Below are 22703 nucleotides of genomic sequence, written 5' to 3'. Positions count from 1 at the left end.
ATGAGTTCAAACCCGCGGCGGCTCGACCGCATCGACATCGGCATCCTGAACCAGCTGCAGCAGAACGCGCGGGTCACGAACGCGGAACTCGCGCGTGCGGTGAACCTGTCGGCCACGCCGTGCTTCAACCGCGTGCGCGCGCTGGAGAAGCTCGGGCTGTTCCGGCAGCAGGTCACGCTGCTCGACCCCGAGCCGCTCGGGCTGCGGATCAACGTGTTCATCCAGGTCAGCCTCGAGAAGCAGGTCGAGGACGCGCTGCAGCGCTTCGAGGAAGCGATTTCGCAGCGGCCCGAGGTGATGGAGTGCTACCTGATGTCGGGCGACGCCGACTACCTGCTGCGCGTCGTGATGCCCGACATGCGCACGCTCGAGCGTTTCATCATCGAGCGCCTGACGACGATCCCCGGCGTATCGAACATCCGGTCGAGCTTCGCGCTGAAGCAGGTGCGCTACAAGACCGCGCTGCCGCTGCCGGCGGCGGGGCTCACGCTCGTCGATCCGGACGAAGCGGCATCCGACTGGAGCTGAGCGGGGCGTCGCAGGCGCGCCTGCCCGCTTTTCGGCTGCCGGCTGCAGTCGGAACCATGACAAAGCGCCGACGATTGCCCGACGCCGTCGAAAGGGGCCGCGTGCGGCACGACGGATCGCTGCCGCGGCGGCGCGCAGGGCGCTTGCATCGTCACGACGCCGCGCGGGACGATCGCGTATGCTCGTCCCGTCAGCGGCAACGGCGGCCGCCGTTGCCGGATCAATCGTGTGACGACCGATCAATGAGCGAGGGCATGATGGCTAGACAGACGATGGCGGAATACCTGGCGAAGACGCTGGCGGCAGCGGGCGTCGAGCGCATCTGGGGCGTGACGGGCGACAGCCTGAACGGCCTGTCGTTCAGCTTGAGCCAGATCGGCTCGATCCGCTGGATGCATACGCGGCACGAGGAAAGCGCCGCGTTCGCGGCCGGCGCGGATGCCGCGTCGACCGGGCGGCTCGCGGTGTGCGCGGGCAGTTGCGGCCCCGGCAACCTGCACCTGATCAACGGCCTCTACGACTGCCACCGCAATCATCAGCCGGTGCTCGCGATCGCCGCGCACATCCCGTCGACCGAGATCGGCCTCGGCTACTTCCAGGAAACGCATCCGCAGGAGCTGTTCCGCGAGTGCAGCCATTTCGCCGAACTCGTGACCAACGCATCGCAGTTCCCGCGCGTGCTCGCGCGCGCGATGCGCACCGCGATCGACGAACGCGGCGTCGCGGCGATCGTGCTGCCGGGCGACATCGCGCTGGGCGACGGCCCGGACGAAGCGCCGGCATGGAGCGAATCGGCGCCGCCGTCGATCCTGCCGGCCGACGCCGATCTCGACCGGCTCGCGGCGCTGCTCAACGCGTCCGACGCGGTCACGCTGCTGTGCGGCAGCGGCACGCAGGGCGCGCACGACGAGGTGGTCGCGCTGGCCGACACGCTCGGCGCGCCGGTCGTGCATGCGCTGCGCGGCAAGCAGTTCGTCGAATGGGACAACCCGTTCGACGTCGGGATGACGGGGCTGATCGGCTTCAGCTCGGGCTATCACGCGATGGAATCGTGCGACACGCTGCTGATGCTCGGCACGGATTTCCCGTACCGGCCGTTCTATCCGTCGAACGCGAAGATCGCGCAGATCGACTGGAAAGGCTCGCAGCTCGGCCATCGCGCACCGCTCGCGCTTGGTCTCGTCGGCACCGTGAAGGAAACGATCGCGGCGCTGCTGCCGCGCCTGACGCGCAAGACGCAGCGGCGTTTCCTCGAGAATGCGCTGAAGCACTACGCGGCCGCGCGCAAGGGGCTCGACGATCTCGCGGTGGCCGAGCCGCCGGGCCGCGCGATTCATCCGCAATACCTGACGAAGATCGTCGACGAAGTCGCGGCGGAGGACGCGATCTTCACGGCCGACGTCGGCACGCCGACGCTGTGGGCCGCGCGCTACCTGACGATGAACGGCAAGCGGCAACTGCACGGTTCGTTCAATCACGGCTCGATGGCGAATGCGATGCCGCAGGCGCTCGGCGCGCAGGGCGCGCATCCGGGGCGGCAGGTGGTGTCGCTGTCCGGCGACGGCGGGCTGTCGATGCTGCTCGGCGACCTGCTCACCGCACGCCAGCTCAAGCTGCCGGTCAAGATCGTCGTGTACAACAACAGCCTGCTCGGCTTCGTGTCGATGGAGCTGAAGGCGGCCGGTTATCTGGACACGAACGTCGACCTGAGCCCGACCGATTTCGCGGCGATCGCGAAGGGCGCGGGCATCTTCAGCGTGCGGGTCGAGCACTCGGAGAACGTCGAGGAAGCGCTGCGCACGGCGTTCGCGCATGACGGGCCGGCCGTCGTCGACGTCGTCACGTCGAAGTACGAGCTCGCGATGCCGCCGAAGATCGAGCTCGCGCATGCGAAGGGCTTCAGCCTGTTCATGCTGCGCGCGATCCTCAGCGGGCGCGGCGACGAGATCGTCGAGCTGGCGAGAACCAACCTGCGGTGAGACGGGCCGCGCACGGGGCGGGCGTCGGCCGTTGATCCGGTACGAATTGATCAGGGGAATCAGGGTCAATCTTCACGTCGCCTTAAGTTTGCGTTTCCTAGAATCGATTTGATCGTCGCGCTTCCTGCGACGGACCGATTCGTCCAGGAGGATGCGCATGCCAAAGCCCCGTGTCGCCGTAGCCCTGTTCCATGAAGTCTTCGGCGCGTCGTTGCCGGTGGCGCAATCGCTCAAGGGCCGCCCATGATCTGGCCGAACGCGTGGCGTGTGTCGGCACTGTTCGTGCGCGAGTGGGTCGGCCGTCCGGCCGCGGTGGGCGCGTTGTGCCCGAGTTCGCGGCAGCTGGCGCGCGAGATGGCCGACGCGGTGCCGGACGGCGATGGGCTCGTCGTCGAACTCGGCGGCGGCACCGGCGCGATCACCGCGGCCTTGCTCGAACGCGGCGTCGCGCCACGGCGCCTCGTCGTGGTCGAGCGTTCGCCGGCGTTCGTCCAGCACCTGCGGCGACGCTTTCCGGGCATCTCGATCGTGTCGGGCGATGCACGGCAGCTCGAACGCCTGCTGCCGCCCGATGCGCGCGTCGACGCGATCGTGTCGTGCCTGCCGCTGCGCACGTTGCCGCGCCACGACGTGACGGCGATCGTCGGCCAGTGCCATCGCGTGCTGTCCGCCGACGGCGTGATGATCCAGTTCACGTACGACCTGCGGCCGCCCGGCCGTCACCCGCTCGGCGATTCGGCATTCGTTGCCTGCGACAGCCGGATCGTGTGGGCAAACATTCCGCCAGCGCGCATCGTGACCGTGCGCAACATCGCCGCCGAACACGCGGAATGACGCCGCAGCACGCGCGGCGCCCGATGGTGGCGCCTCGCCGTCGCCTTTCATAATTCATTCGACACCTTCCAGTTTCCATTCACATTGCCGTCACATCGGGTTCCTACCATCGCCTTTCATTTCGAAAGCATCAACGGCGGGGAGAACCGGCACCATGAATCGAATCAAAACGGCGGCGCTGCTGTGCGCGGGCGCCTTTGCGCTCGCCGGCTGCGGCAGCGATGACGGCCCGACCAGCACGTCGCCCACCCAGCCGCCCGTTCAGACGGCCGCGCGCAACGTGATCTTCTTCCTCGGCGACGGCATGGGGATGACGACGCTCACCGCCGCACGCATTTACGGCGTCGGTGAAGACGGCGCGCTCACGATCGATACGCTGCCGGAAACCGCGTTCGTGAAGACCTATTCGAACGATGCGCAGGTGACGGACAGCGCGCCGTCGATGTCGGCGTACATGACCGGCGTGAAGACCAACAACGAAGTGATCTCGATGTCGCCCGACACGAAGGCGATCGAGCCGAGCGCGAGCCTGACCGGCAATTGCGGCGCGAACAACGGCAAATCGGCGACGACGCTGCTCGAGATCGCGAAGGCGAAGGGCATGGCCACCGGTGTCGTGACGACCACGCGCGTCACGCACGCGACACCCGCCGCGACCTACGCGCACGTGTGCCATCGCGACGCCGAGAACGACATCGCGGCGCAGCTCGTGCCGGGCGGCGCGGGCTACAACGGTGCGCTCGGCGACGGCGTCGACGTCGTGCTCGGCGGCGGCACGCAATTCTTCGTGCCGAAGGACGGCGGCGGCAAGCGCACCGACGGGCGCAACCTCGTCAACGAGCTGAAGGCGAAGGGCTACGCGTTCGCGCAGAACCGCGACGACCTGCTGGCGGCCGATGCGACGAAGAGCGGCAAGCTGGTCGGCCTGTTCTCGTCGAGCCACATGAGCTACGACCTCGATCGCGGCGCGACGAAGGAGCCGAGCCTCACCGACATGGCGACGCGCGCGCTCGACGTGCTGCAGAAGAATTCGAACGGCTATTTCCTGATGGTCGAAGGCGGCCGGATCGACCACGCGCTGCACGACACCAATGCGAAGCGCGCGCTGCAGGACACGGTCGCGTTCGACAACGCGATCAAGGCGACGATCGACAAGGTGCGCAAGACCGATCCCGACCTGAAGAACACGCTGATCGTCGTCACGGCCGACCACGACCATACGCTGGTGCTGAACGGTTATGCGGCGCGCACCGGCAAGACCGAAGCGGGCAAGGCCGGCGTGCTGGGCGTGCTGCGCAACTACCAGACGGGCGCGGTCGCGAAGGACGCGGACGGCGCGCCGTACACGATCATCGGCTTCGGCAACGGCGAGAACCGCGTGCAGGGCAGCCGCGCGGGCACCGCGCTCACCGACGCGGTGACGGGCGCCGACGACTATCGCCAGGAGGCGGTCGTGCGCATGGACAAGGGCAACGAGACGCACGGCGGCACGGATGTGTTCCTCGGCGCGATCGGCCGCGGCGCGGATGCGTTCCACGGCGTGATCGAGAACAACAAGGTCTTCGAGCTGGTGCGCAACGCGGTGCAGCTGTGAGCGCCGACTACACGGGTACAGGGGAATACAGGATGTCGACCATCAAGTGCATCGCGGCGGCGCTGGCCGTCGCGGGTTTCGCATGCGGCGCGGCGCAGGCCGCCGGCCAGGCGAAGAACGTGATTTTCTTTCTCGGCGACGGCATGGGGCCGACGACCGTGACGGCGAGCCGGATCTACAAGGTCGGTGAGTCGGGACAACTGACGATGGAGAAGCTGGCGCGCACCGCGCGCATCAAGACCTTCTCGAACGACGCGCAGACGACCGACAGCGCGCCGTCGATGGCCGCGTACATGACCGGCGTGAAGATGAACAACGAAGTGCTGTCGATGTCGTCCGACACGCGCGCGGTTGCGCCGGGCAGCGACGCGAACGGCAACAAGACGGTCAACAACTGCGCGCCGGGCAACGGCCAGCCGGTCGCGACGCTGCTGGAACTGGCGAAGGCGCGCGGCAAGGCGGTCGGCGCGATCACGACGACCGAGCTCACGCACGCGACGCCTGCCGCGACCTATTCGCACATCTGCCATCGCGACGCGCAATACGACATCGCCGCGCAGGCGGCGCCGGGCGGCGCGGGCTACAACGCGGCGCTCGGCGACGGCGTCGACGTGCTGATGGGCGGCGGCCGCAACCACTGGACGCCGTTCGATCCGGTGGCCAACAAGCGCGGCCGCGCCGACGGGCGCAACCTGCTCAACGAGATGAAGGCGAAGGGCTACACGGTCGTCGCGACGAAGGATCAGCTCGCGCAGGCCGGCAACGGCAAGCTGGTCGGCCTGTTCAGTTCGACGAGCCATCTCGAGTACGAGCTGGACCGCGTCGCGGGCAAGGGCGAAGGGCCGTCGCAGCCGAGCCTTGCCGAGATGACGTCGAAGGCGATCGACGTGCTGTCGAAGAATTCGAACGGCTATTTCCTGATGGTCGAAGGCGGCCGGATCGATCACGCGCTGCACGGCACCAACGCGAAGCGCGCGCTCGAGGACACGGCGGCATTCGACGAAGCGATCCGCGTCGCGCTGTCGAAGGTCGACCTGTCGAACACGCTGATCGTCGTGACGGCCGACCACGACCACACGATGACGATCAACGGTTATTCGAAGCGCGGCAACCCGATTCTCGACATCAGCCGCAACTATCGCGACGGCCAGCCGAGCAAGGACGCCGACGGCAATACCTACACGACGCTGGTGTTCGGCAACGGCGCGAACCGGCCGAACGTGCGCGCGTCGGTCGATTCGGCCACCGCGACGAACGATGCGTATCTGCAGGAAGTGGGCGTGCGGATGGGCGGCGCGGGTTCGGAAACGCACGGCGGCGGCGACGTGATGCTGTTCGCCGACGGCGCCGATGCGAAGGCGTTCAAGGGCACGATCGACAACACGAAGGTGTTCGGTCTCGTGCGCTCGGCGTTCGGTTTCTGAGGCGGGTGATGGCACGATGAACAGGAACGCGCGATGAAACGCCAGATCTTCTGTGCGCTCGCCGGCGGGATGATTGCGCTGCCGGCTTGTGCAGCGGCCGATCTCGACGCCGTGCTGCTGCACGAGAGCCGCACGGTGACGGCCGACGGCGTGACGCGCACGACGCTGTATCGCGAACGGATGGTGCGGCGCGACGGGCACGTGTGGGTCGAACGCGTGCTGCCCGCCGCGTCGGCCGGCGGCGGGCAGGGTGACGATCACGATCATGACCACGATGCGGGCCCGGGCCGCCGCGCCGGCGTGCAACCGGCGGCCGCCCACGCGGGCCACAGGCATTTCAACTTCCAGGCGGCTGCACGGCATGTGACTTACGACGGCAAGACGGCCCGCATCGAGTACGTCGATGCGGCGAACCGGACGGTCGTCAGCGTGCCGCCGGCCGAGTACGAAACCACGGGTTTCGACGGCTCGTGGGACAACGCGTACTACGTCACGCCGCCGTCGCAGCTGAAGCGGCTCGCGGTCGCGAAGCGCGGCGACGCGCCCGGCACCCTCTGGTACGAGCAGGCGGTCGATACGCCCGGCGCGCGCGGCGTGAACCGGATCCTGTGGAGCGAGACGCTGCAGGCGCCGCTGTCGGTCGAATACCGGAGCGCCGACGGCCGCGTCGTGCGCAAGCTGACGTTGACACCGGCGCCGGCCGCGCGGCGCGAGCCGCCGCCGTGGACGACGCTCGCCCGCTACGCGCGCAAGGAATACGCCGACTATCTGGATTGACCGGCGGGCGGCGACGCGCTACCGATGACCCGACGGCTTCGGCCGATCGTGCGATGCGTACGCGGGGTTTGCGGTCAGGCCGGCCGGTATTGTCATCGCGATACGGCCGGGCGCTGGCCGCTTTTTTCTTTTTCCGAAGTCGTGTCACCCGACAGGGGCGGCCGACGATCCGCTAGAACCGCGCGCCGTCCGGCACGCGCGTTGACGGCCGCGATGCGACCCGCTTGATGAAGCGGTCGAGCGGTGTCGCATAGCCGCGCGCGATCGCCGCGCTCAGCACTGCCGACAACGCCAGATACGCGATCAGCAACAGCAGCCGGGTGTCGCCATGCGTGGCCGACGGCGGCCAGAACGTGCGCAGCCCGCCGAGCACGATCAGGTGAAACAGGTACAGCTCGTAGCTCAGCGTGCCGGCCCGGCGCAACGGCGCGAGCAGGCGGCCCGGCGCGCGCGTGCCGTTGACGTGCGCGCCGATCAGCAGCACGGCCGTGCCGAGCGCCATCGCGGTGACGCCGGCGACGTGGCTTTCCGCGATCGGCCAGGCCAGATACAGCGCGGCCATCGCCGCCGCGACGAGCCCCTGCACGAGCGGCGCGGCGAGCCGCTGCCAGCGTTTGCGCTCGGCCAGCAACGCGGTGCAGCAGCCGATCGCGATCCCGTCGAACGACGCGAAGTACGCATAGAGGAACCCGCCTTCGTCGCCGGCATGCGTGAAGCGGTACACGGGCCCGATCGCGGCGATAACCACCCAGAACGCGACCAGCCGCGCATCGCGGCGCAGCGCGATGCACAACAGCGGAAACGACAGGTAGAACACCTCTTCGACAGACAGCGACCACAGCACGCCGAGCGCGTAGTTGACCCACCCGTATGCGCTGATCAGCACGTTCATCCAGAACGTCAGCGACGCGAGATTCACGAGCCAGAACGACACGGCGATGCCCTCCGGCGCGTGGTTCCGGAAGATCGGCACGCCGGCCGCCGCGAGGCCGTTGACGAGCGCGAGCAGCAGGAGCAGGCACGGGACGATGCGCGCGACGCGCGACACGTAGAACGCGCGCACGTCGACCGCGCCGAGGTTGCCCCAGCGGTGCCGCGCATTCGACGTGATCAGGTAGCCCGAGATCGCGAAGAACATCGTCACGCCGTAGTTGCCGTTGCGCACCACCGCATGCACCGTTTCCCAGCCGAATACGCGCGCGAGCGACGTCTCGCGCAGCGAGTAGGGGATGTTGAAGTGATGCAGCAGGACGAGCACGATCGACATCCCGCGCAGCAGGTCGATCCGCGCGTTGCGCGGGCCGGCGCTCATTGCGGCCTGCCCGGTTCGGCGAGGGCGGGCAGCGTCGCCAGGAACGTGTCGCGTGCGCGCAGGCCGGCGTTCGGCGTCCGCCGCTCGTCGTCCTGTATCAGGTACGCGAACGCGAGCGTGCGTGGCCCTTTGGCCGCCCAGCCGACGAACCAGCCGTACGCATGCGACGCATCGTACTTGCGCCCCGGCGACCCGGTGCCCGTCTTGCCGTGCACGATCCAGCCGCCGGGCCGCGTGTCGATCAGCGTGATGCGCTCGGTCATGTCGTACGCGTGCGCGCTGACGGGCAGTGTCCGGTTCGCGATCTTGCGCATGAAGCCGACCTGTTCGAGCGGCGAGATGCGCAGCGATGAATTGACCCAGGCGCCCATCACGCCGTTCAGTTCGCCCTGCGGGCTGGTCGCGTCCGCGTTGCCGTAGCCGAATGCGCTCGTGTATTGCTGGAAGCGCGCCTGCCCGAGCGCCTGGGTGACCTGCTGCGAGTACCAGAACACCGACAGCTTCATCCAGCGCGCCGGATCGGTCGGCTCGCGCCACGGCGCGCCGCCCCAGTCGGGGTAGCCGGTGTGGAAATCGAGCGTCGGTGTGTGCGCGTCCTTCAGGACGCCCGCATCGAAGCCCATCAGGCTGATGGCGACCTTGAACGTCGACGCGGGCGTGACGCGGGTCGCGCAGTCGCCTTGCTGCACGAGCACCTGGCCGGTGGTGGCGTCGGCGACGACGGTGCAGACCGGGCGGGCATGGGAAGTCGCGGCGGCCAGAAGGCCGGCGGCGAAGGTGAACAGCGCGCGGCGCCAGTGCTTCAAGTGACACTCCTCGGGGATGGGCGGCAGGCGCACGGCGCGGGTGAAAGGCGGCGGGCCGTGCGTAATGAAGGCGACGGCCGGCATCGAGGAAGGCGGGGATGGCGGCCGTTGCGCAGGCCCACAGTGTATCGACGGATCGTCGTCCGTTGACCTGTCACGGTTGACGGGGCGATTGTGCGCCTGCTTGCTGTCCGTTGCGGCGGCGCCGGCCGGTCACGCGTGGCGGCGCGCATGAAAAAGCCCGCCGGCAGGCTTGCGCTTGCGGGCGGGCGAAGACACCTCGGGCCGACCGGCGCGGGTGTCGCGTGAAGAACGGAGAACCGGGTTGCGTCAGAACTTGTGGCGCAGCGCGAGACGCACGGCCACCTGGTTCGACGTCGACGACGGCGCGTCGGTGCCGGGGATGAACGCGTTGTCGAGGATCGAGTTCGTCTTGTCGCCGGCGATGTGCTGGTACGCGGCCTGCACGTACACGTCGGTGCGCTTCGACAGGTTGTAGTCGGCCATCAGCCCGACCGAGTGGATCTTCGGTTTCGCGTCGCCGGTCGACGCGTCGTATTTCTCGAGCGACAGCACGTACTGCGCGCCGACCATGAACGCCGGCGTGACCTGGTACGAACCGTTGACCTCGAAGTTCTGGTACTTGATCGCGCTGACCGTCGCGCCCGGTGCGATGATCGCGCCCGGCGTGCCGAGGTAGCCGTTGCCGGTCGGGTTCTTGTAGTTCGAGTTCGTGTACGCGAAGCCGACCGTCGCGGGCCCGAACGTGTAGTTGATGCCCGCGCCGAACACGCGCATGCGCTCGGCGATGTAGCTCGCGTCGTTCGCGGTGATCGCGCCGGCCGAGCCGTTGCCCGGATGGTTCGCCTGCAGGTACGCGGCGCCGATCAGCAGCCCGTTGTTCTGGTATTGCGCGCCGAAGCTGTACGCGCGGTTGTCCGAGAAGTTCGTGCTGTTGCTGAAGCTGTACGCGCCGCCGAACGTGAAGCCGCCGAAGTTCGGGCTCGCGTACTTCACCGTGTTGTCGAGGCGGAACGAGTTGTCGGTGTTGTCGTTGTCGAACGGGTGCGCGAGCAGGTAGCCGCCCCAGTTGCCGTTGGCCGTGGTCGGCGCGAGATAGTCGACGACGGAGTCGTACTGGCGGCCGAACGTCAGCGTGCCGTACTGCGCCTGGCTCAGGCCGACGTACGCCTGGCGGCCGAACATGCGGCCGCCCTGGTTGAGCCGGCCGGAATTCACGTCGAAGCCGTTTTCGAGCTGGAAGATCGCCTTCATGCCGCCGCCCAGATCCTCGCTGCCCTTCAGGCCCCAGCGGCTGCCCTGCGCGTAGCCGCTCGCCATCTCGTAGACGTGGCCGGTGCCGACGTTGTTCGTGTAGTTCAGGCCTTCGTCGATCACGCCGTACAGCGTGACGCTGCTCTGCGCGAACACGGGGGCGGCGAAGGTTGCCGTTACGGCGAGCGCCGTCAGGGTCTTTTTCATTGAGAGATCTCCGGGATATCCAGCTTCTTGTATCGGTTGTCGTGGGCGCGACCGGCGAGGCGCGCCCCGTCATCCGGGGCGTTTCCGGCGCAGCGCGCGCGGCGCCGGAAACGCGCGATGCGCGGCGGCGCGGCGACCGGCTGTGCCGGGTCGTGTCTCCTCCGATGACACCGCGCATTCTTCCCAAGCCGAAGAGGAACCGAAAGCGAGTAATTTCGATGGATGGGATCGGGTTCGCCAATGGGGTCGCGACCGGCCGTTTCGACAGTCGAAACCGTGTGCGCGGCGCCGCGGGCCAACGCCGGTCTGGCCATCGCCGGACGGGGCGCGACGCAGCCTGGCGGGGGCCGTGCGCAGGCGAGGGAAATCGGACGAGAGGCCCGCCAGGCGGGCCTGGCGGCGCACCCGGAGATCGATTGGCGCTGCCGATAGCCATGATCGGAATTACTCGTTTCCCTAAACATATTGGCGGCTGAAACATGCAGGCTGACCGGACGTGGCTGGATGCACGATTCGCCGGTCGCCGCGCATGCCGCGACGCACAAACAACAGATTCGATTTGGAGACGACCCACCATGCAGATTCGACGACTGAAAACGGTCCTTCTCGCCGCCGCGGCGATCCTGTCCGCGCCCGCGGCCCACGCGGCCGGCGGCGCGTGCGCCGACGGCAAGACGGTCCATTTCGCGGGCATCACGTGGGAGAGCGGGTCGTTCGCGACCGAAGTGCTGCGGCAGATCATGGAGAAGGGCTACGGCTGCAAGACGGACGTCGTGCCGGGCAGCACGGCCGCCACCGAAACGGCGCTCGCGCGCAACGACCTGCAGATCTGGGCCGAGCAGTGGACAGGCCGCAGCGAGATCACCGCGAAGGCTGTCTCGTCGGGCGCCGTGAAACTGATCGGCGACACGCTGCCGGGCGGCACGACCGAAGGCTGGTTCGTGCCCGACTACGTGGTGAAGGGCGATCCGGCGCGCAACATCAAGCCGGTCGCGCCCGGGCTCGTGTCGGTCGACGATCTGCCTAAGTTCAAGCAGGTGTTCGCCGACGAGGAGGAGCCGGACAAGGGCCGCTTCCTGAACTGCCCGACGGGCTGGGACTGCGAGCGTGTGAACACGCGCCTGCTGAAGGTGCTGAAGCTCGACCAGTCGTACACGAACTTCCATCCGGGCACCGGCGCGGCGCTCGACGCGGCGATCGCGTCCGCGTACCAGCGCGGCGCGCCGATCGTGTTCTATTACTGGGGCCCGGCCGCGCTGATGGCGAAGTACAAATTCACCGCGCTGAAGATGCCGGCCTATAACGACGCATGCTGGAAGACGCTGCGCGACGAGAGCGGCACGCACCAGTGCGCGTCGTCGTACATGGTGTCGCGGCTGACGGTCGGCGTGTCGAAGCCGTTCGCCGATGCGAATCCCGATCTCGTCGGCGTATTCGGCAAGGTGCGTTTCCCGATGGACTTCCTGAACCAGACGATCCTCGAGATGACGACGAAGAAGATCGACGGCGCGGCGATGGCCACGCAGTTCCTGAAGACCCGCCAGGACATGTGGAAGCAGTGGGTGCCGACCGACGTCGCGCAGAAGATCGCCGGCAGCCTGAAGGGCGCGTAACCTGCGCGCGGCGGCGGGCCCGCGCCCGCCGCCGCCGTCACGCGCCTTCGCGGCGCGACGGAGAATCAACATGAACGGCTTCTTTCTGCACCTGTCGATCGCCGACTGGGTGAACAGCGCGCTCGAGACTTTCGTCGCGCAATACGGCGACAGCTTCCATCACTTCAGCGTGCTCGTGTTGCGCTACCTGCTCGTGCCGCTCGAAGGCGCGCTGCGCGTGGCGCCGCCGTGGCTCGTGCTGCTGGTCGTCGGCGCGATCGCGTGGAATGCGACGCGCCGCATCGGCCTCGGCGCGCTTTTCATGCTGCTGCTCTACGCGATCGGCTGCTTCGGCCTGTGGGACAAGCTGATGCAGACACTCGCGCTGATGCTCGTCGCGACGGTGCTGTCGGTCGCGATCGGCGTGCCGGCCGGCATCCTCGCCTCGCGCAGCGCGTGGCTGCGGCGGATGCTGCTGCCCGTGCTCGACGTGATGCAGACGCTGCCGAGCTTCGTGTACCTGATCCCGGTGCTGATGCTGTTCGGGCTCGGCAAGGTGCCCGCGATTCTCGCGACGATCATCTATGCGCTGCCGCCGCTGATCCGCCTGACCGATCTCGGCATCCGCCAGGTCGATCCGGACGTGACGGAGGCCGCGCGTGCGTTCGGCACGACGCGCTGGCAGCTGCTCGTCAACGTGCAGCTGCCGCTCGCGCGGCCGAGCATCATGGCCGGCATCAACCAGACGACGATGATGGCGCTGTCGATGGTCGTGATCGCGTCGATGATCGGCTCGCGCGGGCTCGGCGAGGACGTGCTCGCGGGCATCCAGACGCTCGACGTCGGCAAGGGCACGCAGGCCGGCCTCGCGATCGTGATCCTCGCGATCGTGATCGACCGGATCAGCCAGGGCTTCGGCCAGGAACGACGCGCGCGCCGCCGGCTCGCGCAGCAGCGCCGGCAGAAAGGCGCGTCGCGCGTGCCGTACCGGCTGCCGCGCAAGGCGCAGCCGGCGGGCGTCGATTCGAATCAGGCGACGCAATCGTCGCGCGCATAGGAACGGAGGCAGACATGGCGACCATCGACGTCAAACACGTGTACAAGCTGTTCGGGCCGCAGGCCGCGCATGCGCGCGTGCTCGACCTGCTGCGCTCGGGCAGGCGCAAGGCCGAGGTGCTGGCCGAAACGGGCTGCAACGTCGGGCTCAACGACGTGAGCCTCGGCATCGAGTCGGGCGAGATCTTCGTGATCATGGGGCTGTCGGGCTCCGGGAAATCGACGCTCGTGCGGCACTTCAACCGGCTGATCGAGCCGACGGCCGGCGAGATCGTGATCGACGGCAGCGACGTGATCAAGCTCGACGCGCACGGGCTGCGCGAGCTGCGCCGCTACAAGGTCAGCATGGTGTTCCAGAACTTCGGGCTGCTGCCGCACCAGACCGTGCTCGACAACGCCGCGTATGCGCTGCGCACGCGCGGCGAGAAGCGGCAGGACGCGGCCGACGCCGCGCGCAACTGGCTGACGAAGGTGGGGCTCGACGGGTATGGCGATCATTACCCGGACGAGCTGTCGGGCGGGATGCGGCAGCGTGTCGGGCTGGCGCGCGCGCTGGCGGCCGATACCGAAGTGCTGCTGATGGACGAGGCGTTCTCCGCGCTCGATCCGCTGATCCGCACCGAGATGCAGGATCAGCTGCTCGAACTGCAGGCGACGCTCGCGAAGACGATCGTGTTCATCACGCACGATCTCGACGAGGCGCTGCGCATCGGCGACCGGATCGCGATCCTGCGTGACGGCACGCTCGTGCAGGTCGGCACGCCGGACGACATCCTGTCGCGTCCGGCGGACGATTACGTGAAGCGGTTCGTCGAGAAGCGCACGAGCGTGAACTGACGCGTCGTGCCCGATCAGGCCGCGCGGTGCGCGGCCGTCGTCAGCACGATCTTGCCGACGTGCTCGCCCGAGTCGATCAGCACGTGCGCGCCGCGCGCGTCGTCGAGCGCGAAGGTGCGGAACACCTGCGGCTTGACCGTGCCCGCCGCGACGTGCGGCCACAGGTGCCGTTCGAGTTCGGCGATGAGTGCGCCTTTCTCCTCCGGCGTGCGCGAGCGCAGCGTCGAGCCGATGTGCGTGAGGCGCTTGGTCATCATCGGCCACACGTCGAGTTCCTTCGCCGGCCCGGCGAGCGCGCTGACCTGCAGGATCCGCCCGTTCATCGCCGCGGCCCGGTAATTGCGCGCGACGTAGTCGCCCGCGATGATGTCGAGGATCACGTCCACGCCCTTGCCGGCGGTGATCCTGTAGACTTCGGCCACGAAATCTTCTTCCCGGTAATGCACCGCGTGATCCGCGCCGAGGCGCAGGCTCGCGGCGCGATGCGCTTCCGAGCCGACCGTCGTGATGACGGTCGACGCGCCCATCGCCTTCGCGATCATCGTCGCCGTGGTGCCGATGCCCGACGCGCCGCCGTGGATCAGCACCGATTCGCCCGCCTGCAGCCGCCCGCGCTGGACCAGGTTCAGCCAGACCGTCAGGAACGTTTCCGGCATCGCCGCGGCTTCGATCATGTCGAGGCCGGGCGGCAGCTTCATCGTCGTGAGGTGATGGGCGACCGCGTATTCCGCATAACCGCCGCCCGTCACCAGCGCGCTGACCCGGTCGCCCGGCGCGAAGTCGCGCACGGCTTCGCCGGTCGCGACGACTTCGCCCGCGATTTCCAGGCCCGGGATGTCGGATGCGCCGGGCGGCGGGTTGTAGAGCCCCTTGCGTTGCAGCACGTCCGGGCCGTTCACGCCGGCGGCGTGAACCCGGATCAGCACTTCGTCGGCTTTCGGCCGCGGCACCGGGCGACGTGCGGTCGCGAGGACTTCGGGGCCGCCGGGGCGGGTGATTTCGACTGCCGCCATGTCGGCGGGAACGGGGGAGAGCGTATCGGACATGTTTGCCTCGGAAAGACAGGTGAGTGATCGGTGAAAAAAGTATAGGCTTGGGCCTTGATGAATTCGCGCAGCGATTTTCACGACCACAGATGCAAATTTGCATCACACCGGGAGAGGGCGCTTGAACTGGGACGATGCACGGATTTTTCTCGCGATCCACCGTGAACGCAGCCTGCGCGGCGCTGCGCGGGCGGTCGGGCTCGACCAGGCGACGGTCGGCAGGCGGCTCGCGGCGCTCGAGCGCGCGCTCGGGGCGACGCTGTTCCTGCGCACGTCGGCCGGGTACGTGCCGACCGCGGTGGGCGAGGTGGCGCTGCGCAACGTGGAGAAGATGGAACAGTCGGCGATCGATCTGGTGCGGCAGACCCAGGGCGTCGACCGGCGCCTCGCCGGCGACGTGCGCGTGACGACGACCGATACGATCGGGCTCGAATTCGTGATGCGCGCGATGCGCAACCTGCACGACGAGCATCCGGACGTGCGCGTGCTGCTCAACACGTCGACGCAGGTGGAGAACCTGGCCAAGCGCGAGGCGGACATCGCGATCCGCACGATCAAGCCCGACAATCCCGATCTGCTCATGCGCCGGCTCGCAGCATGGCCGACGGCGCTGTACGCGTCGGAGGAATACCTGGAGCGGCATGGCGAGCCGGTGCCCGGCACCGGCTTCGAAGGACATGACCTCGTGTGCTTCCTGCCGCACCTGAATGCGCGCAGCCCGCTGACGGTGGTCGGGGAACCGGTGCGCGCGGGGCGGATCGTGTCGGCGCTGAATTCGAATCTCATGCTGCGCGCGGCCGCGCGCGCCGGGCTCGGGCTCGCCGAACTCCCGGTGCCGATCGCCGAGCGCGACGGGCTGGTGCGCGTGTGGCCGGCACGCACGTCGGCGCGGCCCTATGAAGTCTGGATGGTCACGCACAAGGATCTGCGGCATACCGCGCGGATGAGCGCGATGATCGATCACATCGTGCGGGTGTTCGACGAGGTGGAGGCGCGGGGCAGAGCGGGAGATTGAATGCGAATCGAAGGACAGGATGCGGCACGCTGCGACGTGCCGGCGATCTGCGGGATCGGCCCGGGCGGGTGTGACCGGTTCGATGCGGGCGAGCTGCCTTGGGGGCGTGAATGACGAACGGCGGCAGTGATTCTACGGTGAACGAGAGGACTCGATGAACCGATTCAGTGTGGACGGAAAAGCGCTTGGCGATTGGGCGAAGTTTCACGACTACTTCGCGGGCGAATTCGGATTTCCGGGTTACTACGGCCGGAACATGGATGCATGGAATGATTGCATGAGCGACTATTGCTACGAGCACGGCATCGTGTCGCTGCGGATCGACGATGCGGGAGCGTTGAAGGAGCGCAATCCGGAGATTTTCGCCGCACTCGTCGAGTGCAGCGCGTTCATCAATTGGCGAGCAACGAAGGAAGGGGGGGACCCGTTGATCGTGTTGTCCTATTGGGCATAGTCGCGGCGCTCACGTTGCATCGAGTGGCGTCGTGAAGCCGATTGCCGGGACGGCAATCGGCGAACACGCAGCCGCCTCAATGCGTGACCGTTTCCCGTTCGCTTGCGCTCACGGCAGACGCTTCGCCGTGCCCCGCATCCGCCAGGATCAGATCCGCGCCTTTCTCCGCGACCATCATCGTCGGCGCGTTGATGTTGCCCGACGTGATGTTCGGGAACACCGACGCATCGACGATCCGCAGCGCCTGCAGCCCGTGCACGCGCAACGACGCATCGACCACCGACGTCGCCGCGTCCGGCCCCATCGCGCACGAGCCGCACAGATGGTAGATCGAACCCGACTGCTCGCGGAAATACTGCAGCATCGCTTCGTCGGAATCGACCTGCGGCCCCGGCGAGATTTCCTCGACGGTCATCGACTTCAGCGCCGGCGCGCGCATCAGCGCACGGATCACCTTGCTGCCCTGCACGGCCTCGTCGAGATCCTTCCGCGTGGTGAGCGCGTTGACGTGGATCTTCGCGGCATCTTCCGCGCGGTTCGATGCGATCTCGATCGAGCCGCGGCTCGTCGGCCGGCACGGGTTGAACGCGATCAGGAATCCGGAGTAAGGCTCGGGCTTGATGCTCGCGCGGTCGCTCTTCGGAATCCGGTACGACAGCGGGTTGAAGTAGAGCTGGAGGTTCGGTTCCTGCGCATCGTCCGTGCCGCGGAAGAAGCCGCCGGCCTGGTTCACGCTCATCGCGAGCGGCCCGCGCTTCGTCAGCAGGTAGCGCAGTCCGATCTTCATCTTGCCGAGCAGCGTGCCCATCTCGTCGTTCAGCGTCGGCCGGTTCGCCTTGAAGTAGAAGCTCACGCACAGGTGGTCCTGCAGGTTGCGGCCGACGGCCGGCAGCGCATGCACGAGCGGCACGCGCCGGCGCGCGAGCAGCGCCGGATCGCCTACGCCCGACAACTGCAGCAGCTTCGGCGTATCGACCGCGCCGGCCGCGAGGATCACCTCGCGCACGGCGACGAGCGTTTCGTCGCCGTGCGCGCCCGCGACGACCACGCCGGTGGCGCGCGTGCCGTCGAAGGTCACGCGCCGCACGAGCGCACCCGGGCGCAGCGTGAGGTTCGCGCGGCCCAGCGCGGGACGCAGGTACGCGAAGCTGCTGGAGCAGCGTTCGCCGTTCTTCGTGTTCAGGTCGTAGATGCCCGCGCCTTCGAACTGCGCGCCGTTGAAGTCGTCGGTGCGCGGCAGGTTCAGTTCGCCGCAGCCCTTCAGGAATTCGTGGACGATCGGGTGCACGTCGGCCTTCATCGACGTGATGTGAATCGGCCCCGTCGCGCCGTGATGCTGCGGATCGGTCGCGCCGGCCGCGTGGGTTTCGAGCTTGCGGAAGTAGGGCAGCACGTCGTCGTACGCCCAGCCCGGATTGCCGGCGGCCGCCCAGTCGTCGTAGTCGCTGCGCTGGCCGCGCACGTAGACCATCGCGTTGATCGAGCCCGACCCGCCGACCACCTTGCCGCGCGGGCAGTACAGCTTGCGATCGGCGAGTTGCGCCTCGGGCTCGCTGTAGTACATCCAGTTGTAGCGGCGGTTGTAGTAGGTCTTCGTGAAGCCGACCGGCACCTTGAACCAGAACGACGCGTCGCGTTCGCCCGCCTCGAGCAGCAGCACCGAGTGCCGGCCCGATTCGCTCAGGCGGTTCGCGAGGATGCAGCCGGCCGAGCCCGCGCCGACGATGATGTAGTCGTAGCTCATGTCTGTCCTTTGCGCTCAGCCCTTCGCGGGGGCGAGATCCTTCACGTCGACGGGGTGTTCGCCCATCTGCAGGTGCAGCCGTTCGCCCGTGTACGGCGTGTGGCGCCGCACGACGTCCATGTCGAGCTCGATGCCGAGGCCCGGTTCGTTCGACGGGATGATGTAGCCGTCCTCCCAGCGGATCGGCGTCTTCACGACTTCGGCATGGAAACCGCCCCACGTCATGATGCTTTCCTGGATCAGGAAGTTCGGCGTGCAGGTCGCGAGCTGGATGCTCGCGGCGGCGCCCACCGGCCCGTTGTACAGGTGCGGTGCGATCTGCGCGTAGTGCACTTCGGCGAGCGTCGCGATCTTCTTCGCTTCGAGCAGGCCGCCCACGCGCGCGACGTTCAGCTGCAGGATCGACGCGCCGCCCGCCTGCAGCAGCTTGTGGAACTCGTACTTGGTGGTCAGGCGCTCGCCGGTCGCGATCGGGATCGACGTGTGCTTCGCGACCTGCGCGATCGCTTCTTCCTGGCCGGGGGGAACCGGCTCCTCGAACCACAGCGGGTCGTACTTCTCGAGCCGCTTCGCGAGCCGGATCGCCGACGACGGCACCATCTGCCCGTGCGTGCCGAACAGCAGGTCGGCCTTGCTGCCGACGGCTTCGCGCACCTTGCGGCAGAACGTCTCGCAGCGGTCGAGCACGTCCAGCGACAGCTGGTGGCCCGAGTAGGCCGTGTACGGGCCGGCCGGGTCGAACTTCACGGCGGTGAAGCCGAGCTTCACGTTTTCGGCCGCGCATTCGGCCGCGAGATCGGGATCGTCGTAGTCGTATTCGCCCTTCGCGTTCTTCGGGTACAGGTACGTGTACGAGCGCAGCCGCTCGTGGATCTTCCCGCCGAGCAGTTCGTACACGGGCTTGCCGGCGGCCTTGCCGATGATGTCCCAGCACGCCATTTCGAGGCCGCTGACGACGCCCATCATCGTGAGGTCCGGTCGCTGCGTGAAGCCGCTCGAATAGGCCTGGCGGAACAGCCGTTCGACGTGATGCGGGTCGCGGTTCAGCAGGTGGCGTTCGAACACGTCGTCGATGATCGGGGCCATCGCCTTCGGGCCGAACGTCGCCGAATAGATCTCGCCGACGCCTTCGATGCCGTCGTCGGTCTTCAGCTTCACGAAGATCCAGTACATCCCGCCGACATGCGGCGGCGGCACGGCGACGATATGGGTTTCGAGCGAAACGATCTTCATGCGGACTCCTGGATTCGGTGAATGCGGGTGAGACGGTATTTGAGGAAGGCGGCCGCGCCCGCGCCGCAGAGCGCGATGGCCGCGATATAGCCGAAATAGAGCTGGTAGCCATGCGCGCCCGGGAAGGTCTGCGTCACGTAGCCGTTGATCAGCGGCACGAACACGTCGGGCGAATAGCCGAGCACCGAGATCAGGCCGATCGCGAGGCCCGCGCAATGCGCCGGCACCTTGCAGTCGTCGAGCAGCGACCAGTACAGGCCGCGGATCGCGTAGGTGAGAATGCCGATGAACAGCACGAGCACGACGAGCATCGCCTGCGGGCTGTGCGCGGGTGCGGCGATCAGGCCGACGAGCGACAGCGCGGCGAGCAGCAGCGCCCAGAACAGCACCGACACCTTCGATACGCGGTCGCCGAGGAAGCCGCCGCCGATGCCGCCGATCGGGCGCATCCACAGCTTGAGCGTTGTGATGAAGCCGGCCGCCGTCGCGCTGAGCCCGAAATTGCCTTCGTGCAGATAGGCCGAGAAGCTGTAGGTCGCCCAGAACACCTGGTAGCCGCAGAACACGATCGCGGCGACGAGCCACAGCTCGGGGATCGCCGCGAGCGTCTTCAGGTCGGTCAGCACGTTGCCCTGGCGGTCGCTGCCGGTGCGGCGCTTCGCGGCGGCCGCACGGTCGCTCGTGCCCGCCGGATCCTTCACCAGCGCGAGCAGCACGCCGAGCGCGATGCAGAAGAACGCGTACAGGTGCACGACGAGCCTGAAGCCGGCCGCGTCGGTGCCGCCGTGCGCCTGCGTCACGTAGGCGAACAGCGTGATCGCGATCGTCGCGAGCAGCGCTTCGACGAGCCCGCGGCCGCCGTCGAGCAGCCCGAAGAAACGGCCCTGTTCGTCGGGGCCCGCGATCATGTTCACGCGCTTGATCACGGCCGCCCAGAACGTGAGGCCGGTGGTCAGCCCCCAGCCGCCGAAGATCAGCACGAGCGTGTTGAACGACGGCCCGGTCGCGTAGGCGAGCCCGAGCGCGCCCGTCGCGAGCAGCGAGAAGCAGATCAGCCAGCGCGGCGACAGGCGGTCGGCGAGCCAGCCGCTCGGCAGGTAGCTGACGAGGAAGATCGTGCCGAGCGACGAGTACAGGTAGCCGAGCTGCACGTCGTCGATATGGAAGAACTGCAGCATCGTCGGCTGGTACACCTGCCGCAGATACAGCATCGGATAGATCGCGCCCGCGGCAATCACGAGCAGCAGCAGTTGCAGGTAACGTTGCGCGCGGGAATGCTGCGACGCGTGAGCGGCGAGCGCTTCGTCTTGCAACGCGAGCGACGCCGCGGGCGTCGACGGTTGGGTCGGCATGATGTCTTCCTCCATCAGGCGTCCTCGAGGCGGACGCCTGCAGTTTTTTTATGGTCTGGTCGGGTCAGGGCCGGCGCGCGGCGCCGTGCCCTGGTATGCGCGCCGGAAACGGTGCGTGGGTATCGCGGTGTCAGTACTTCATGACGACGAGGCGCGTCTGCGTGAATTCGAGCATCCCGTGCTTGCCGTCGTCGCCGCCGAGGCCCGAACGTTTCCAGCCGGCGTGGAAGCCCTGGTACGGATCGGCCGGCGTGCGGTTCACGTACAGTTCGCCGGCTTCGATCGCGTTCGCGACGGTCATCGCGGTGCGGTAGTGCTCGGTGTAGAGCACCGACGACAGGCCGAACTGGTGGTCGTTCGCCTGCGCGATCGCTTCGTCGATCGTCGCGTAGCGCAGCACCGGCATGATCGGGCCGAAGGTCTCCTCCCGCACGATCTCCATGTCCTGCCGCACGCCGGTGAGCAGCGTGGCCGGGTAGAAGAAGCCGGGGCCGTCGGGGATCGCGCCGCCGGTTTCGAGCGTCGCGCCTGCCGCGACCGCGCGTTCGACCATCCCGTGGATGTGCGCGCGCGCCGATGCGCTGACGAGCGGGCCCATCCGCGTGGCGTCCTCCGCCCGGTCGCCGATGCGTACGGCCGCCATCTTCTCCTTCAGCAGTGCGACGAAACGGTCGTGCACGCTGTCGTGCACGTACACGCGCTCGATCGCCGTGCAGAGCTGGCCACAATGAGTCGTCTTCGACGCGACGAGTGCAGCGGCCGCGCGTTCGAGATCGGCGTCGGGCTCGATGATCGCGGGCGTCTTGCCGCCGAGTTCGAGCGACGGCTTCGCGATGTTCGCCTTGCAGTAATCGAGCACCTTGCGGCCTGCGTTCACGCTGCCGGTCAGCGTGATCATCCCGACTGCCGGGTGCGTGCACAGCGCTTCGGCCGTCGCGTGATCCATCGTCAGGATGTTGACGACGCCCGGCGGGAAGCCCGCATCGTCGGCCGCCTTCGCGATCTCGAACGCGGACACCGGCGTGTGGTTGCTCGGCCGCACGACCACGGTGTTGCCGGCGATCAACGCGGGCGCGACCTTGCGCAGCAGCGTGTAGACGGGATAGTTGAACGGGATCAGGCACGCGACGACGCCGATCGGCTCGCGCTGCAGGAACAGGTTCTCGTCGGGCGTGTCGCTCGGGATGATCTCGCCCTCGATCCGGCGTGCCCACTCGGCGTGATAGCGCGTGATCTGGCCCGCGTAGACGGCTTCGTTCGACGCGTCCTCGACGCTCTTGCCGGATTCCTGCGCGAGCGCCGCGCCGATCTCGGGTGCACGCGCGGTCAGCGCGTCGGCGAAGCGGTGCAGGTACGCGGCGCGCTCGGCGCTCGGCAGCTTGCGCCACGCCTTCTGCGCGGCGGCTGCGGCGTCGACGGCGGCGAGTGCGTCGGCCGGCGTCGCGGCCGGCACGCGCGCGAACGGCGTCTCGGTGGCGGGATTGTGGACGACGATGAACGCGTCGCTTTCCGGGGCGACGAAACGGCCGTTCACGTAATTGCGTTCGGTGCGCATGAAGTGACTCCTCCGATGAATGCAGGCGGATCGCTTCGGGTGGCGACACGCGCGGCACGGGACAGAGGCCATTCTCTTCATGC

The 22703-nt window shown here is 67.9% G+C and carries 19 protein-coding genes; 11 read left to right on the top strand and 8 right to left on the bottom strand.

Translation table 11 applies throughout. The features are described 5' to 3' along the window. From L810_RS22170 to L810_RS22145, 6 genes are all read left to right on the top strand, one after another. The gene (locus L810_RS22170; protein ID WP_021160544.1) at window positions 1–528 is read left to right on the top strand and encodes an Lrp/AsnC family transcriptional regulator; all 528 of its coding nucleotides are present in this window, start codon (window positions 1–3) and stop codon (window positions 526–528) included. Window positions 529–785: 257 nt separating this feature from the next. Next, window positions 786–2507, top strand: a complete 1722-nt coding sequence (poxB, locus tag L810_RS22165; RefSeq protein WP_042975697.1) for a ubiquinone-dependent pyruvate dehydrogenase — start codon at window positions 786–788, stop codon at window positions 2505–2507. Window positions 2508–2750: 243 nt separating this feature from the next. Further along, entirely contained in the window at window positions 2751–3341 is a 591-nt protein-coding gene (locus L810_RS22160) for a class I SAM-dependent methyltransferase (protein WP_021160542.1), read from the top strand. 154 nt (window positions 3342–3495) lie between these two features. Next, window positions 3496–4935 (top strand): alkaline phosphatase, encoded by a 1440-nt coding sequence (locus tag L810_RS22155; protein WP_021160541.1) that lies wholly within the window; start codon window positions 3496–3498, stop codon window positions 4933–4935. A gap of 32 nt (window positions 4936–4967) precedes the next feature. Continuing rightward, the gene (locus L810_RS22150; RefSeq protein WP_021160540.1) at window positions 4968–6359 is read left to right on the top strand and encodes an alkaline phosphatase; all 1392 of its coding nucleotides are present in this window, start codon (window positions 4968–4970) and stop codon (window positions 6357–6359) included. Between the two features lie 33 nt (window positions 6360–6392). Further along, window positions 6393–7136 (top strand): hypothetical protein, encoded by a 744-nt coding sequence (locus L810_RS22145; RefSeq protein WP_021160539.1) that lies wholly within the window; start codon window positions 6393–6395, stop codon window positions 7134–7136. A 172-nt stretch (window positions 7137–7308) separates the two neighbouring features. Here L810_RS22145 and L810_RS22140 read toward each other — a convergent pair whose 3' ends face one another. From L810_RS22140 to L810_RS22130, 3 genes are all read right to left on the bottom strand, one after another. Beyond that, window positions 7309–8448, bottom strand: a complete 1140-nt coding sequence (locus tag L810_RS22140; RefSeq protein ID WP_021160538.1) for an acyltransferase family protein — start codon at window positions 8446–8448, stop codon at window positions 7309–7311. After that, the gene (gene blaOXA, locus L810_RS22135; RefSeq protein ID WP_021160537.1) at window positions 8445–9254 is read right to left on the bottom strand and encodes an OXA-1043 family class D beta-lactamase; all 810 of its coding nucleotides are present in this window, start codon (window positions 9252–9254) and stop codon (window positions 8445–8447) included. The genes L810_RS22140 and blaOXA overlap by 4 nt, the downstream gene beginning before the upstream one ends. A 330-nt stretch (window positions 9255–9584) precedes the next feature. Beyond that, window positions 9585–10736 (bottom strand): porin, encoded by a 1152-nt coding sequence (locus L810_RS22130; protein WP_021160535.1) that lies wholly within the window; start codon window positions 10734–10736, stop codon window positions 9585–9587. A gap of 575 nt (window positions 10737–11311) precedes the next feature. On the opposite strand from L810_RS22130, the gene L810_RS22125 reads away from it, so the two are divergent. From L810_RS22125 to L810_RS22115, 3 genes are all read left to right on the top strand, one after another. Beyond that, window positions 11312–12349: an ABC transporter substrate-binding protein gene (locus L810_RS22125; RefSeq protein WP_021160533.1), complete on the top strand. Its 1038-nt coding sequence runs from the start codon at window positions 11312–11314 to the stop codon at window positions 12347–12349. Between the two features lie 70 nt (window positions 12350–12419). Further along, window positions 12420–13385, top strand: a complete 966-nt coding sequence (locus L810_RS22120) for an ABC transporter permease (RefSeq protein ID WP_021160532.1) — start codon at window positions 12420–12422, stop codon at window positions 13383–13385. Window positions 13386–13399: 14 nt separating this feature from the next. Continuing rightward, window positions 13400–14221: a quaternary amine ABC transporter ATP-binding protein gene (locus L810_RS22115; RefSeq protein WP_021160531.1), complete on the top strand. Its 822-nt coding sequence runs from the start codon at window positions 13400–13402 to the stop codon at window positions 14219–14221. Between the two features lie 14 nt (window positions 14222–14235). Here the strand turns inward: L810_RS22115 and L810_RS22110 are convergent, their stop codons facing one another. Then, window positions 14236–15267 (bottom strand): NAD(P)H-quinone oxidoreductase, encoded by a 1032-nt coding sequence (locus tag L810_RS22110; RefSeq protein ID WP_081712890.1) that lies wholly within the window; start codon window positions 15265–15267, stop codon window positions 14236–14238. A 121-nt stretch (window positions 15268–15388) separates the two neighbouring features. On the opposite strand from L810_RS22110, the gene L810_RS22105 reads away from it, so the two are divergent. Both L810_RS22105 and L810_RS22100 read left to right on the top strand, forming a co-directional pair. Continuing rightward, the gene (locus L810_RS22105) at window positions 15389–16282 is read left to right on the top strand and encodes a LysR family transcriptional regulator (protein WP_021160529.1); all 894 of its coding nucleotides are present in this window, start codon (window positions 15389–15391) and stop codon (window positions 16280–16282) included. Window positions 16283–16436: 154 nt separating this feature from the next. Beyond that, window positions 16437–16736, top strand: a complete 300-nt coding sequence (locus tag L810_RS22100) for a barstar family protein (protein WP_021160527.1) — start codon at window positions 16437–16439, stop codon at window positions 16734–16736. Window positions 16737–16812: 76 nt separating this feature from the next. On the opposite strand, the gene L810_RS22095 is transcribed toward L810_RS22100, so the two are convergent. The 4 genes from L810_RS22095 to aldA form a co-directional block, all read right to left on the bottom strand. Beyond that, window positions 16813–18480: a GMC family oxidoreductase gene (locus L810_RS22095; protein WP_021160526.1), complete on the bottom strand. Its 1668-nt coding sequence runs from the start codon at window positions 18478–18480 to the stop codon at window positions 16813–16815. Window positions 18481–18495: 15 nt separating this feature from the next. Continuing rightward, window positions 18496–19713 (bottom strand): mandelate racemase/muconate lactonizing enzyme family protein, encoded by a 1218-nt coding sequence (locus L810_RS22090; protein ID WP_021160525.1) that lies wholly within the window; start codon window positions 19711–19713, stop codon window positions 18496–18498. Beyond that, window positions 19710–21065: an MFS transporter gene (locus L810_RS22085; RefSeq protein WP_042975694.1), complete on the bottom strand. Its 1356-nt coding sequence runs from the start codon at window positions 21063–21065 to the stop codon at window positions 19710–19712. Before L810_RS22085 ends, L810_RS22090 begins: the two co-directional genes overlap by 4 nt. Window positions 21066–21195: 130 nt before the next feature. Continuing rightward, window positions 21196–22620 (bottom strand): aldehyde dehydrogenase, encoded by a 1425-nt coding sequence (gene aldA, locus L810_RS22080; protein ID WP_021160523.1) that lies wholly within the window; start codon window positions 22618–22620, stop codon window positions 21196–21198. Between the last annotated feature and the right edge of the window lie 83 nt (window positions 22621–22703).

It is taken from the genome of Burkholderia sp. AU4i, from assembly GCF_000466765.1.
Lineage (GTDB): Bacteria > Pseudomonadota > Gammaproteobacteria > Burkholderiales > Burkholderiaceae > Burkholderia > Burkholderia cepacia.
Note: the sequence above shows the minus strand (reverse complement) of the source record. Positions and strands in the feature narration are given on the sequence as shown.